The sequence below is a fragment of the Leptolyngbya sp. FACHB-261 genome, assembly GCF_014696065.1.
In the GTDB taxonomy this organism is placed as follows: domain Bacteria; phylum Cyanobacteriota; class Cyanobacteriia; order FACHB-261; family FACHB-261; genus FACHB-261.
The window spans coordinates 45,022-58,527 of sequence record NZ_JACJPL010000010.1 but is presented as its reverse complement, the minus strand read 5'-3'; the positions used below and the strand labels follow the sequence as shown (position 1 = coordinate 58,527).

14 protein-coding genes are annotated in these 13,506 nt (G+C 53.6%); 10 read left to right on the top strand and 4 right to left on the bottom strand.

Annotation, left to right across the window (positions count from 1 at the left end):
• Positions 1 to 836: 836 nt before the first annotated feature.
• Positions 837 to 1,439, bottom strand: coding sequence for an SMC-Scp complex subunit ScpB (scpB, locus tag H6F94_RS04545; protein ID WP_190801045.1), 603 nt, complete (start codon positions 1,437 to 1,439; stop codon positions 837 to 839).
• 218 nt (positions 1,440 to 1,657) lie between these two features.
• Here scpB and H6F94_RS04540 point away from each other — a divergent pair, with 218 nt between their 5' ends.
• The 4 genes from H6F94_RS04540 to H6F94_RS04525 all read left to right on the top strand — a co-directional run bounded on the left by H6F94_RS04540 (position 1,658) and on the right by H6F94_RS04525 (position 4,818).
• The gene (locus H6F94_RS04540; RefSeq protein ID WP_190801044.1) at positions 1,658 to 2,056 is read left to right on the top strand and encodes a VOC family protein; all 399 of its coding nucleotides are present in this window, start codon (positions 1,658 to 1,660) and stop codon (positions 2,054 to 2,056) included.
• 150 nt (positions 2,057 to 2,206) lie between these two features.
• Positions 2,207 to 2,461 (top strand): hypothetical protein, encoded by a 255-nt coding sequence (locus H6F94_RS04535; RefSeq protein ID WP_190801043.1) that lies wholly within the window; start codon positions 2,207 to 2,209, stop codon positions 2,459 to 2,461.
• 213 nt (positions 2,462 to 2,674) lie between these two features.
• A complete protein-coding gene (locus H6F94_RS04530; RefSeq protein ID WP_190801042.1) occupies positions 2,675 to 3,298 on the top strand; it encodes an HD domain-containing protein in 624 nt (207 codons plus the stop codon).
• A gap of 233 nt (positions 3,299 to 3,531) precedes the next feature.
• Entirely contained in the window at positions 3,532 to 4,818 is a 1,287-nt protein-coding gene (locus H6F94_RS04525; protein WP_190801041.1) for a bifunctional folylpolyglutamate synthase/dihydrofolate synthase, read from the top strand.
• 51 nt (positions 4,819 to 4,869) lie between these two features.
• Here H6F94_RS04525 and H6F94_RS04520 read toward each other — a convergent pair whose 3' ends face one another.
• A complete protein-coding gene (locus H6F94_RS04520; RefSeq protein ID WP_190801040.1) occupies positions 4,870 to 6,336 on the bottom strand; it encodes a toll/interleukin-1 receptor domain-containing protein in 1,467 nt (488 codons plus the stop codon).
• 302 nt (positions 6,337 to 6,638) lie between these two features.
• Here H6F94_RS04520 and H6F94_RS04515 point away from each other — a divergent pair, with 302 nt between their 5' ends.
• Entirely contained in the window at positions 6,639 to 7,133 is a 495-nt protein-coding gene (locus H6F94_RS04515) for an SRPBCC family protein (RefSeq protein ID WP_190801039.1), read from the top strand.
• A gap of 470 nt (positions 7,134 to 7,603) precedes the next feature.
• On the opposite strand, the gene H6F94_RS04510 is transcribed toward H6F94_RS04515, so the two are convergent.
• Complete coding sequence (locus H6F94_RS04510) at positions 7,604 to 7,789, bottom strand: hypothetical protein (RefSeq protein WP_190801038.1); 186 nt, start codon at positions 7,787 to 7,789, stop codon at positions 7,604 to 7,606.
• A gap of 149 nt (positions 7,790 to 7,938) precedes the next feature.
• Positions 7,939 to 8,619: an imidazole glycerol phosphate synthase subunit HisH gene (gene hisH, locus H6F94_RS04505; RefSeq protein WP_190801037.1), complete on the bottom strand. Its 681-nt coding sequence runs from the start codon at positions 8,617 to 8,619 to the stop codon at positions 7,939 to 7,941.
• Between the two features lie 295 nt (positions 8,620 to 8,914).
• Here hisH and H6F94_RS04500 point away from each other — a divergent pair, with 295 nt between their 5' ends.
• The 5 genes from H6F94_RS04500 to H6F94_RS04480 all read left to right on the top strand — a co-directional run bounded on the left by H6F94_RS04500 (position 8,915) and on the right by H6F94_RS04480 (position 13,374).
• The gene (locus H6F94_RS04500) at positions 8,915 to 9,247 is read left to right on the top strand and encodes a hypothetical protein (protein WP_190801036.1); all 333 of its coding nucleotides are present in this window, start codon (positions 8,915 to 8,917) and stop codon (positions 9,245 to 9,247) included.
• A gap of 52 nt (positions 9,248 to 9,299) precedes the next feature.
• Positions 9,300 to 9,569 carry a hypothetical protein gene (locus H6F94_RS04495; RefSeq protein ID WP_190801035.1) on the top strand — a complete coding sequence of 90 codons (270 nt, stop codon included), beginning with the start codon at positions 9,300 to 9,302 and terminating at the stop codon, positions 9,567 to 9,569.
• A gap of 54 nt (positions 9,570 to 9,623) precedes the next feature.
• Positions 9,624 to 9,992: a hypothetical protein gene (locus tag H6F94_RS04490; protein WP_190801034.1), complete on the top strand. Its 369-nt coding sequence runs from the start codon at positions 9,624 to 9,626 to the stop codon at positions 9,990 to 9,992.
• A 215-nt stretch (positions 9,993 to 10,207) separates the two neighbouring features.
• A complete protein-coding gene (locus tag H6F94_RS04485) occupies positions 10,208 to 10,549 on the top strand; it encodes an XRE family transcriptional regulator (protein ID WP_190801033.1) in 342 nt (113 codons plus the stop codon).
• A 401-nt stretch (positions 10,550 to 10,950) separates the two neighbouring features.
• On the top strand, positions 10,951 to 13,374 hold the full coding sequence (locus H6F94_RS04480; RefSeq protein WP_190801032.1) for a Calx-beta domain-containing protein: 2,424 nt from the start codon (positions 10,951 to 10,953) through the stop codon (positions 13,372 to 13,374).
• Positions 13,375 to 13,506: the final 132 nt, after the last annotated feature.

Sequence of the window (13,506 nt, the reverse complement as noted above, 5' to 3'; positions counted from 1 at the left end):
ACCCCCCGAGCCCCTCTCGGTCCAAGAGCAACTCGCCAAAACTATCAACCGCAGCCTACAAGCCGAACTCGACCGCAACAACGTCACCGTCGCCAGCGACGACCAGAAAGGGCTATTTCTGCAACTCAACAACCTGCCCCTAGAGCAAAGCATCGAAAAAACCCTCAAACCCATCGTCAAGCTCATCTTCGACCGCTACGACCAAGTCCAGAGCCTGGCCGTGGTTCTCCCCGGTGAACAATCTCCCCTGGCCACCTTCAACCGCGATCCAGCCAGCGGCACCTTCTACGCCCCCAACCCCGCCGCCGACCCCCTCAGCCCCGACAAACTCAAGCAAGTCCAACGCCACTACAGCGCCCAGCTCAAAGCCTTCGAACTCAGCAGCCTGGAGTCTGGCCAACTCGCTCTAGTCGCCCGCCAAGATCTGCGCAACTACGAGCAAGCAGGCCGCGTCGGGCGGCTCCTAGCCCAGGAGTTAGGCGTCAACGTCGTCGTCGCCGCCCCCTGGGGCGAAAGCATGGGCTACTTCTCCCCCCAAGGCGACTGGCAAGCCCTGCAAGATGGCGCTCCCAGCTTTGAAATGCTGCTAGAACGCGCCCGCTACACCTACCGAGGCCGCCTACGCAACCTCACCCTGGCCCGCAGCGACCAAGGCTTGAGCCTCACCTTCAAAAACTCACCCAGCGCCTCGCCCCCCCTCGCCCAACAGGCCAGCGTCGGTGCCAACATCGCCCGCGAGTTCGACCAGTCGGTCACCGTCTATGCCCCCGAGGGCAACCGGCTCGGCTCCTTCGACTCCCAAGGCCAGTGGCAGGCCGAAGCCAGCTCCATCGAGGTCACTCCTCCGCTACGGGATCCGGCTCAAGCTCCTCAGCCACCTCTGCGAGATCTAGCTCCTCAGCAGCGTCGAGATCCAGCTCCTCTTGGGCCGGGCGCTGCTTTTGGGCCAGGCGCTCTAGATGCAGAGACAAATCAGACAACTGGAAATACTGGTGAAACTTATCCGTAACCTGAATCCAGTAAGAGCGGCTATCCGAATGCCGCCGCTTGCGCACAAAGCCCTGCTCCACCAGCTCCTGAACCTGCTGGTACACCCCCGAGCCGCGTAGCTCCACCAGCTCCGCCTGACTCAGCGGTCCCCTTAGAACAATCGTCGCCAGTGTGCGCAAAGCCCCCAGCCCCACCTCAGCTGGAATAATCTTTTGCACCAGACCGTGAAACGACTCCCGCAGTTGCAGCGCATAGCCCGCGCTCGTTTCCACAACCTCCAGCGAACTCTGGCGTTCGCTGTAGTCAGCCATCAGCTCTAGCAGCGCAGCCTTGGCCGCATCCCGCCCACATCCCGCCTGCTCGGCAAGAGTCCCTAGAGTCAGGGGCTGGCTCTTGAGATACAAAATCGCCTCAATCGTTTGCTTCAGCGAAGGCGCTTGGTTGGACATAGCGAGCATAGAACAGCAATCTTACTCTCTCTAGTTCTACAGCCCTTCGACAATCACCCCTTCGGGTTCTATTACAGGACCTATTAAAGGCCCAGTTTAAGGACCCAAAGACAGGCTCAACTCAGAGCCAATATTGCCAATCCGTGTTTAGAATTTATGCCTAGAATTCACTCCAGAGTTCATGATTGAGCCAGTTAAACAGGTGGTGAGGCAAACGCATGATTGACCACGTGTCGATTACAGTCAGCGACCTGAAGAAGGCTGGGGAGTTCTACGACGCGATTATGACAGCCCTGGGCTATCCCTGTGTCTATAAGACCGAGCAAGGCATCGGCTACGGCTTGCGCAACTCCCCCGAAGACGATAGCCACACCTACATCTCAGTGTTCGCAAGCCCCAAAGTAATCGCCGACCGTCGCCATTGGGCCTTCCGAGCAACCAGCCGCATTGCCGTTGACCGCTTCTACGTAGCTGCTGTCGCAACCGGCGGCAAGGACGATGCTCACGGCCCTGCCCTGCGCCCGGAATATCACTCCTCTTACTACGCCGCCTTCGTCACCGACCCAGACGGCAACCGCCTCGAAGCCGTCTGCCACCTGCCCCCCGAAAAGTCGTAACTCTCAAGCCCCCTTCCAACCGCCCCTTAGCAAGAGCTTATTAAGGGGAGGTGCCGTAGGCGCTGGGGTTTTGATATGCGCTAAGGCAGATGAAACCGGAGCACCGTCCTCGATATTTTGCGATTATTGCTTTTAAAAACAAAATTTCCCATGACTACGTTTCAGGCTGAGTTCAGGCGTAGCTTGAGCGCCTATATCGGTGGCCTTCTAGATACCTGCACCTGGCGTCTAGCCGGTGGCGAATTGCTCATTGCAGCTCCAACCTTTCAGATCTTCTCAAGACTGCACGCCCACGTTGGCATCTTACGCGTCTGTCTGCGCAAGTTCCAGAATTCTGAGGCCGTCGTCACCCTCGTACGCGTCGACGATCTGCTCTGGCCGCCCCAAGAGCGGGAATTGACCTAACAGGAACTGACCGAAGAGACGCACCTTCATCAATTGGCAAGGCTGCGTGCAAAGCGCCACGTTCAAAAACAGCTTATCCCTTCACGCCATTAACACCTGCCATTAACACCCGTCGTTAACACCTGTAGGGACAAGGTATGCCTTGTCCCTAGTCTTTTCTCCCTTGCACTTTATCAACTCTGCTAAAGTAGCCATGCCCATTGGAGACTCACGATGGCCCCGAAGCGGCTGGCGCAGCAGATCGAATTCATCATTGAAATCGACAAACTCAAACAGGTTCTCCGCCAAACCCTACTCACTGATGAATCGCGTCGCGAAAACAGTGCCGAGCACTCCTGGCACCTCGCGATGATGGCGATTCTATTAGCCGAATACGTGCCAACCAGCATCGACGTGCTGCGGGTCATTAAGATGCTGCTGATTCACGACCTGGTTGAAATCGATGCGGGCGACACCTTCTGCTACGACAGCCTGGGCAATCAAGACAAAGCACTTCGGGAAACCCAGGCGGCGACTCGGTTGTTTGGCCTGTTACCACCCGACCAGGGCACTGAATTGCATGAGCTTTGGCAAGAATTTGAAGCTCAGGCAACCCCAGAAGCTCAGTTCGCCGCTGCCCTCGACCGCCTGCAACCCCTCCTGCACAACCAGCAAACCCGAGGTGGCACTTGGCGTCTACACGGCATTACCCAAGCCCAGGTCCTGCAGCGCATGAGTTCTATCCAAACTGGAGCCCCCGCCCTCTGGCCGCTAGTTCAGCAGATCATCGAAGACTGCATCGCCGCGGGCTACTTGCAAGCAGAACCAGCCCTTGAACCAGCCATCGAGCCAGCTTGAGCAGTGGTCAGGGCTTATACCCATTCTCTAAACGAGCGCTACGCATCAAAACCTCATCGCCTTCGGCTCCTCCCCTTGCCAAGGGGAGGCTGGGAGGGGTTATTTAGTAGCAATTAAAAAGTGAGTTGGTATTACCCCCACTCATATCCCAGCCCTACTGGTTAATCCCCCTGTTTAATGTGATTGAAGGGTGGATCGCATTGGATATCGCAATTTGATATTGCAGTTTGACTATGACTAGCGCAGCACAGATTCTCAGTCAGTACGAGCGCTTCGGTGTTCATCTGGGCCTGGAGCGCATCCAGGCACTACTGGCGCGTTTGGGCAACCCCCAGCAGCGAGTACCGGTGCTCCATGTGGCGGGCACCAATGGTAAGGGTTCGGTCTGTGCTTACTTAAGTTCAGTGTTGAGGGCAGCTGGCTATCGCGTGGGCCGCTACACCTCGCCGCACCTGGTCAACTGGCGCGAACGCATTTGCCTCAACGACACCTGGATTGCCGAGGCAGATCTAGTCGCGGCTTTGACAGCCGTACAGCAAGCCATCGACCCCAATCCAGAAGACTCGGCCACCCAGTTTGAAGTGATTACCGCCGCCGCCTGGTGGTACTTCGCGCAACAGCAGGTTGACGTTGCCGTGATTGAGGTCGGCCTAGGCGGACGGCTTGATGCCACCAATGTCAATGAGCAGCCCCTGGTCTCGGTGATTACCTCGCTCAGCCGCGAGCATTGGCAACGCCTGGGACCCACCCTAGCCGATATCGCTTACGAAAAAGCAGGCATTCTCAAACCCCAACGCCCCGCAGTGATTGGGCCTCTGCCCGCCGAGGCTGATGCCGTAGTTACTGAACGGCTCAAAGTCCTGGACTGCCCAACTGTGCGCGTGGAGCCAGCCCAGGATCTAGGCAATGGTCGTGCGACTTGGCAGGGCATTGAGTATCCCCTGGCCTTGTTTGGCGCGATGCAGTTGACCAACTCCGCCATTGCTTTGGCCGTGCTGCAATGCCTGCGTCAGCAGGGCTGGCAAATCTCAGATGCGGCCCTGGAAGCCGGCTTTGCCCAGACTCGATGGCCGGGACGCTTGCAGTGGGTGACCTGGACCGATGCAGCCGGTCAGCCCCACAAGTTGCTAATCGACGGTGCCCACAACGTCGCCGCCGCTGAGTACCTACGGCAGTTTGTTGATGCTTGGCTCAGCCCAACGAATAGCCCAACCACTGACCCAACCACCTGGGTCATGGGCATGCTCTCGACCAAAGACCATGTCGGCATCCTCAAGACCCTGCTGCGGCCTCAGGATCGGCTCTTTGCCCTGCCCGTTCCTGACCACAGCACCCTCCAGCCCGAGTCCCTAGTCCAGTTGGCGCGAGCCCTAGAGCCCAAACTGAGCCAGACCGAAGCACATCAGGAATTCACCTCAGCCCTCAGTGCCGCCTTTGCCCAGGATTACCCAGTGGTGCTCTGCGGTTCGCTCTATCTAGTCGGTCAGTTCCTGGCGCTGTACCCTGCTGATCCGCAATGACCTGAAGTGCAATGACAACCTAATTTTAAGGCCCAGTTTTAAGGGCCAGCTTCAAGGCACATCCTGAGACAAGGGAAGCTTGCGCTGCTCCAATCCTTCATCATTAGGACGAGTGACCCGCAGAATAATCAAACTCAGAGCCAACAGCCAGACAAAGATGATCACATAAGCAACCGTCAGCCTATTGCGAACTGCTGCCTGTACTTGCAGAATATAGTCCTCTTTGAAATAGACTTTCAGCCCACCGACGACTTGTCCCTGAGAGTTTTTGATTGGCCCAACTGCAGAAACCCAGCGCCCAAGGTTATCCGTGTAGGGAGTCATCACCACAACTCTTGGGGTCACCCCGTCAAAGATTTGAGACTCAAAATGCTGAGCCGGATAAGCCTGACGGTAGTCAGTCGGATTGGAATGCAGCACTCTAGAAACATCGCCAATCCAGAGAATTTCGCCAGCCTCCGGCCCTTGAACATAGCTGCGCAAAGTGGCGTTGGGAATGACCGTGTGAACTTTATACAGCCAGTCTTGATGTTCTTGGTATAGAGGGTTGCTGCTCAGCAGGTTACTAGCTGGGGAGTTGCTAGTTGGATTACCCGCCGGGAAAGCATTAGCGTCCCAGTTTGCCAGGGCTTGAAAGCGGTCGCCATTAATGCCAATCAAGCCAACATTGAGGGCTCTAACCAAATTGTCTCGAAGCTGTTGCGTTGTTTGCTCAGTCGCGTAGCGATAGAACCACAGACCCCCACCAATTGCCAACAGCATATTGACGAGTACCGTAGTTAAAATCACCGTCCACTTGGCCTTTTGTCGTGCTCTTAACTGGGCAATTTGAGCTGCGTGGCTAGTGTTGATGTACTCCGATTGCAGTTCTGTCGGTTGAGGGTTTTTATCAACTGCCTGCGTCAACCAGCGTTCCGCATCTTGCAAATCACTGCCTCGCAGCAAATAGCTAGCGTTGCGGTCTTTGTTTTGCCACTCAAGCGCCCGAACCAATAGGCGTGTGTGGGCACGGACATGCCCCAGGTCTGTATCCATCGCCTTGAGCAGTTCTTGAAAGGCTGGCTCAAAGTCGTCAGTTTCACGAAAAAACAGCCAGTTATGGCTCGATATCGAGGGATGAACCCGCTTTTCATCGAAGCCTTCTCGCCAGACAATCGGCAGGAACCGCTTCTTGTGCTTGGCCGCATATTCGACCTCATCCCAACAGACTGGCGAGGCAACAGAGTCCGGGCTGACCACAAAGATAAAGGTATCGGCTGCCTCAATCCCGCGTTTAATTGCTTCCCACCATTCCTCGCCCTTGCGAATGTTATCCCAATCTACCCAGGGGGCTCGATTCAAGCGCTTAAAGGCAGCAGCCAGGGTTTCGACAAAGGCCTTATCTCGGCGGGAATAGGAAATGAAAACATCGTTGCCAGGCGCCTCAGAGCTAACAGCAAGAGACTGGCTAAGGGATGGGCCAAGGGATGAGCCAAAGGGCTGGGCTTGATTAGAGGAGCCAGGATTACTGCTAGCCATGTCGATGCTCTCATTTGCGACAGTTCACGCAGCCAATTCACGCGGCCAATTCACGCAGCCAGCTGGCGAGTTTGGCTCATAAGCTCAAGCGCTTGGGGCAAGCTTACATCCCGAACTAGAGGATAGCAACCTGAGCTTGTGATAACTCACAACAAGTAGCCGCGCATTTGCTGCCTTGGCAAATCACAATGTAAACCTGGATACATGGATTTCCTGCCGCAGGGTAGAAATGCAAATTCTGCTTAATATTCAACAGCTAGCTCTACATACAATTGCAGTAACTTTCTAGCTGAGGCTAAACCATGCATTCCACGAATGAAAGTGCTGATACCAAGACCGAATTCGAGCAATCGATCACTGTAAACGCAGCTGCAGACAGCATATTTGCGTTCATTTCTGACGTCAAAAACGTGCCTCAGTATCTCCCCACAATTAAGAATGCTCAGCCCCAAGAAGGTGAACGTATTCGCACTCAAGGCCAAGTTGGTGATCATTCTTATGATTCCGACGGCCATTTCCGAGTAGATCAGCAAGCTCGCCGTCTTCAATGGGGTTCTGACGGCGAGAATGATTACAACGGCTGGCTCGAAGTCCAGGGCAACGGCGGACCACAATCGGAGGTGAAGGTTCACATCCACTACGCCCCCAGACCGGAGATGGCACAGAAGATGGCTGAGCGCTCCCCAGGCCACAGCTTTGAGGCCGCAATGCATGAGGGCATCTCCAAAACCCTCGAATCGATTAAGCGCATCTGTGAAGGTAAGGGCGGTAAAGAGGAGATTGCCGCCAATCAGTAACTCTCGATAAGCTTAAATTCTAAAGATTAAAGCCCTCTTGGGTAGTAGTTTGCAAATATAGTTACTTGGGCCGAACTTGAGCCAAATCTGGGCCAGAATCAAACGATTTCTATACTGAATGATCTGCAATGGAAGAGAGCGTAGCTGAGGAGACAATACTTAAGTTGTTGCCATTCAACAGGTCGAATCATTGTCATTTGGCTATTGCTCCTGACTATTGCTCAGATTGCAACTGCTTGCATTCAGATTGGAAAGCTTGAGTCTATGATCTGCCCCTGTAGTTACGTTGCGAACTGCTACCCAACACTTTTCAATCTATTACTTTTGCAAGAGGCTGAGCATCAAAACTGAGCACCGAACCTAAGCGCCTCTATTGACCCCCTTGATAGCTAATAGAAATCATCATTAGAAACAAAAAGAGCAGGCACAACACCTGCTCTAATCAATTAACTGAAACTTGGACCGAAACACTACTCTTCCAACTCTTGCGTTAGCACTTCCAGGAACGCTTGAAGCAGTGGCTCCATGTCTTGATCTGGCTCAACTTTTGGTTTGAGGGAAGTAGGATCAACCGGTTGATGTACTGGGTCATCCCAGTTTTGCGCTTGGCCAGCAGTGCAATCTTCTGACCCCTGAGAGCTTGGCTGAGCGACCACAACTTCCTCCGTCTGAGCAACTAGCCCAGAGAATTATGAGTGAACTCCGCTTAGTGCTTGTCAGATCAAGCCACTTGTGCCCGTTATAACACTGAGCGATAAGACTACGCACGGAGCTAGAGCCAAGCTTTCAAATGTTAATGAGCTAGTCAGTGAGCCAGAGCGTACTGCTGCTGCCGCCTCTTCACCTGAGCCACAAAGTTAGCGAGTATCTGTAGCCCTGCCGTCGAGGATTTCTCAGGGTGGAACTGTACCGCCATCAAATTGTCCTGTGCCACAGCAGCAGTCACAGTCTGGCTACCGTGACAAACCGTCGCCGCACAAACAGCAGGATCGCTGGGCTGAACGTAATACGAATGCACAAAGTAAACCCAGGACTGCTCCGACAAACCTTGCCACAGCGCACAATCCTTCTGCACCAAGTCCAACTGGTTCCAGCCCATGTGAGGAATCGTCAGACTAGGTTCGGTGGCAAAGCGCTTGACCACCCCTGGCAGTAGCCCCAAGCCAGGCTCAATGCCCTCCTCGCTGCCCTCAAACAAAATCTGCAAGCCCAGGCAGATGCCCAAAAAAGGCTTGCCTGAGGCTACTACGGCGCGGATTGGTCCTTCGAGGTCACGGGAGCGTAGATGCTGCATCGCTGGGTCAAAAGCCCCTACGCCCGGCAACACAACCGCCGCTGCCTGCTCAAGGTCCTCAGGTCGGTTAGTCACTAGGGTTCTAGCACCTGCTCGCTCTAAGCCTTTGCAAGCAGAGTGCAGGTTGCCCATGTCGTAGTCAATAACAGCGATCAAGACGGGCTCCGAGGCTTCTAGGGTCGCAGACTGCATGACTTGTCTCAGCAAAGGGGCTAGGCCCGACCACGACATTACCCGTGGCTTAGGCCATTACTGGTGATCTTACCTGGTCTGACCCCAGCCGCTATCGAGGGGAAGCGGCTGATAGCTCCCCCGATAGCAACCTTGACAAAACCCCAACTAGAGAGTACATTTGTACTATAAATCCCGGTCGGATTTCCGTCCCTCGGTGTGGGGGAGACCACGACAAGATGCAGTGAGGTTTCGGAGTGCAAACCCACTACACATTTTCTAAAATAGAGAAACAGCAGTCACCAGGTGTCGCGCTATGAGTAGTCGCTTTTTTTCCCTGGGTGAGGGCCGCGTTGGACAGTACTTGTCTGACCGAGTTTTGGTGGTGCGAACTCCCTTTCGGCGCTCCCAATTCCGCTTCGGCGCTTCCGAAATCTGCGTGTTTGGCTTCAGCGATTTGCGCTCAGCCCGGCGGTTCACGCAGTCTTTGGCAGCGCGGAGCATCCCCTTTAGCTTGCAGGCAGGAGAGGTCATGACCTGGCCACTTGAGGTGCGAGTTTGGGGGCATCTAGACCTGGCAAAACGTCTGGCTGGGCGAGACCGACTTGACGCTCGTCAGCGCCCCTTGCCAGCCAGTCTAGCTGCTTGATCTTGTTGTGTCTTTGCACTACAATAATAAGAGTGAGTTCAAGTTCTAGCCCATGACCAAGCACTACATCCTTCACCTAGATCCGGACGCTCGCTACGAATGGGACCGTTGTGTTCTACGCGATCCAATTACGGCTGAACGTCCTGATCTAGCCCAGCTGATTGCTCAGACGGTTGGTGATCAGAACGGCTCCTATCTGATTTCGGTGCGCCTCGAAGTAGACGTGCTAGAGCACTCCCCCCTGCCAGAGAAGCCCTCTGAACATTTGTCTGAACCGTCCATGCCAGCCCCCCTGCCTCAGCTGGAAGAATTGGTTGCTTAGCGTTTGGTCTCAAGGTTCAACGTTTGGAATTCCTTGGATTTAGGAAGAAGCCTTATGCATCTAAGTGATTACCCCGCCGCCATTGCCCGTGCCGCTCAAACTGCCAACGACATTGATGAGCGCATTGCCGAAGCCCGTGCCCACATTGCTCGTTTAGAGGGCAGTGCCGAGATGGTTGTGGCCTTCGAGAACCACCTTAAAAACGATGCCCAGCGCAAAGCCCGTCGCTTCGAAGTGCTTCAGTCCAATCTGGAGTATTCGCGCGGGGTCAATACGCTGTTGCGCCTGACCACCGAAAAGTCCAATGCCATCGCCGAGCTAGAGCGTCTGCGCAATGCCTTTAGCGTTGCCAAGCTAGAAGCAAGACTCACCATTGCTCAGAAGCTTACTGGCTTGGAGTCCCGTGAATTGGTAGGACTATAGGTTCTTGGGTGCTGCCTTAGAAACTTTTAACTGTGAGTTATTCAAGTGTGAGTGACCTTGCCAGCAGGAGCCTTGCCGTCCTGCTGGTTTTTTTGCGCCAATTTTCACAACAGAAGTGGTGCAGAAGGCGGCTTAAAAAAGTAACCTCCGCCGCCAGGGGAAGGTTACCAGTGAATTCAAGTTACAGGTTTAACACTAATAGATAGGGACTACGAATGCAAGCCAGTGTGGTGGAGTTGATTCGCACGCTAATGAAGGTTCAGAAAATCAGTATTCGACGGTTATCGAGTTTGATCGCAGCGGAGAATGGCGGCAGTGACTTGGGCTTCACCCAGCAAATCACCCGTATTCTCAATGATCCCGACTATGACCCCAGTTTTTCGACAGTTGAAAAGATTCTATCGGCTCTAGGCGCCTCACCCTTTCGTAAGCTCGATAGTGACTTTCAGCTTAAAAACTTGAGTCAACAAATCCAGCAGCTTCAGGAAACGTTAGAGCAGGTAACAGAGCGGCTAGATAAGCTAGAAGGGCGGATCGAGCAACCCGTTAAACGTTGAGCAGTGCGGCTGATCACCCAGAATATCTGTCTTGCATCACAGCCTTTACTGGATGCAAGCATAATTTTGTGGCTCGGTTTTAACAGTTCTGTGTAGGCATCTTCTTACAAAAAGTTTACTAAAACCTCCCGGATAGCCGATATGATGCTTGGGAAATCCGTGGAGGATGATGGTTCTAAGTTCTACTTCATGATTTCTTGAAATGTCGCCTAGTGTTGATCACCTAATATCAGATTGTGTTTCTGAGGGAGAAGCTTAAAGCGCCACTCTCTTAGACGGCCAGAGCTCAGTTGGCTCTCGACTTGTTAACAGTTTGTAGCATTAACCGCCAGCCTGCATCCTGCCCAATAGGGGTGTGAAGGGTAGGCCCATGTCGCAGTCGCAACTGTAAGAGGTACCTTATGTCCACATTGCCAGACAAGCTTGTTTTGACCGGGGTTATTCGCGATTTTCATAAATCCCATCCGGATTTTGAGATGGATGACACCCAAATCCCCGGTGGTTTCGGCTTGGATCTAGGGATCGTCGAAACCACTCTGCAAAACACGCCGGAAGGCAGAAAGCCGATCTACGCTGGCAAACCCCGTACACCCTGGACAACGGGTAAAGAAAACTTTGATCAGTGGTACCGCAATGTTCCTGGTATTAACAAAGCGATCGATTTTTCGATCACTTTAAAAAGGGGTTCAAACAACGTCTATACCTACGAAAATAAAGCCTTCTTTCCAATCGACGGTAAGCTATTTGGCAATGAAATGGGACGGGCTTATCCCGACCACAATTACCACTTCACATTCGAAGGGCATTGGCGGTTTACCTATCAGCCAGGACAGGTTTTCAAGTTCTTTGGCGACGACGACCTCTGGATCTTCATTGATGGTAAGCGGGTCGTCGATATTGGCGGTGTGCACAAGTCTATGGCCACCAGTATCGAGCTCGATAAGCTAGGTCTTACCCCAGGTAAAGCCTACGACTTCGACTTTTTCTTTGCCGAACGGCACACCTCTGAGTCTCAGTTCCGCATTGATACATCCTTTGAACTAATTGCGCCACCCCTGGCCAACATCATTACTAAAACCAATCAAGGCACCCTGGTCGCACCTGATGATGACAGTGCGTCTGAACCGGGTTTAGATACAGGCGCCTTCTTCATTACGCTGGACAAGCCTGCAACTGAAGACCTCACAATCGGCTATGTAGTCACTGGTACCGCTCAACCCGGCGCTGACTACCAGCCGCTCAGCGGTAGCGTGACTATTGCCAAGGGCCAGACTCAGACTAAAGTTTTGGTCAATCCAATCGATGACCCGCTGATTGAAGCCACCGAAACTGTGATCGCCACGCTGCAGCCGGGAACTGGCTACCAGATGGGCTCCAATTCAACCGCTACGGTAACGATTGCCGATAACGATCTGCCAGCGGCCACGATTGTCGCGTCCGATCCGAGTTCAGCTGAGCCAGCAGATACGGGCGAATTCATAATTAGCTTTGATCAGCCAGCGTTAAAAGATCTGAGTGTGAATTACCTGGTCGGGGGTACGGCTGAGCCTGGAGTAGACTATCAGCCCTTAGCGGGCAGCGTCACCCTAGCTCAAGGTCAGACCCAGGCCAAAATTGTCGTCTCGCCGATTGACGATCGGCTCATTGAAGGGCCTGAGACCGTCATTTTGACACTGCAACCTGGCAGTGGTTATCAGGTTGGAACCGCAGCCAGCGCAACGGTAACGATTTGGGACAATGATGCGCCGGTCGTGACAGTTATTGGGACAGATCCAGGTGCGGCGGAACCCGCTGATACAGGCGAGTTTGCGATTAATCTCGACCAAGCCGCACTCACTGACCTGACGATCAGCTATAGCGTCAGTGGTAGCGCCCAGCCCGGCGTTGATTACCAGGCGCTTAGCGGTAATGTCACGATTCCCCAGGGCCAGACGCAAGTCAAAATCCCGGTTGTCCCAATTGATGATGCAACCGTTGAAGCCCCTGAAACGGTGATTGTGACCCTACAAGCGGGCGCAGGCTATCAACTTGCCGACGCCAGCAGCGCCACGGTGACAATTTGGGATGATGATGCTCCCACAGCCACGATCGTAGCCACGGATCCAAATGCTCAAGAGTCTCCCTGGGATCCTGGTGAGTTCACGATCAGCTTTGATCAGGCTGCGCTCAGCGATCTCAGCATCAGCTACAGTGTGGGCGGCAGTGCCACCCCTGGCGTGGATTATCAAACCTTGAGCAGCAGTGTAATCATTCCCCAAGGTCAGACCCAGGTCAAAATTCCAGTTAACCCGATTGATGACGCTCTGGTTGAAGCCCCTGAAACTATAGTGGTCAGCCTACAGCCTGGTGGAGGTTATCGCTTAGGCGCTAGCACTACGGCAACTGTGACCCTCGGCAGTAATGATGTTCAAGCAGCAGTGTTACCAACCGTGAGCATTGTCGCGACGGATCCCAATGCCACTGAACCGGGTCAAGGGCCCGCCACAGACATCGGCATCTGCTTTGTGCGGCTCGACAAAGCTGCGGCTCAAGATGTGAACGTCACCTATTTTGTGGGTGGTAGCGCAACTCCGGGCGGTGATTATCAGCCACTGCACAATCGACAACTACCGAATAAACAGCTAGCAGGCAATATTGTCATTCCCAAAGGTCAGCTTCAAGCCAGATTGAATGTAGTTCCCAAAGCAGATTTGGTCTACAACGAAACCCCTGAAACTGTAGTCATATTTCTGCAAAATGGGGCAGGTTATCGTCTGGATCCAGCAGGTCAAAACAAGGCACTGGTAACCATCCAGGTTGGGGCGAGAAATAAGCCCCAAGGTTGATCTAGCAACTGGGGTACGCTCGCCCCAGTTGTTTAGTCTCCTCATTAGTCAGATTGAGATTTTGCTTGCCCAATCTTACTCTGACTAATGAGTTCTATGGTCAGTCTTATAGACTAACGGCTACATAATTCT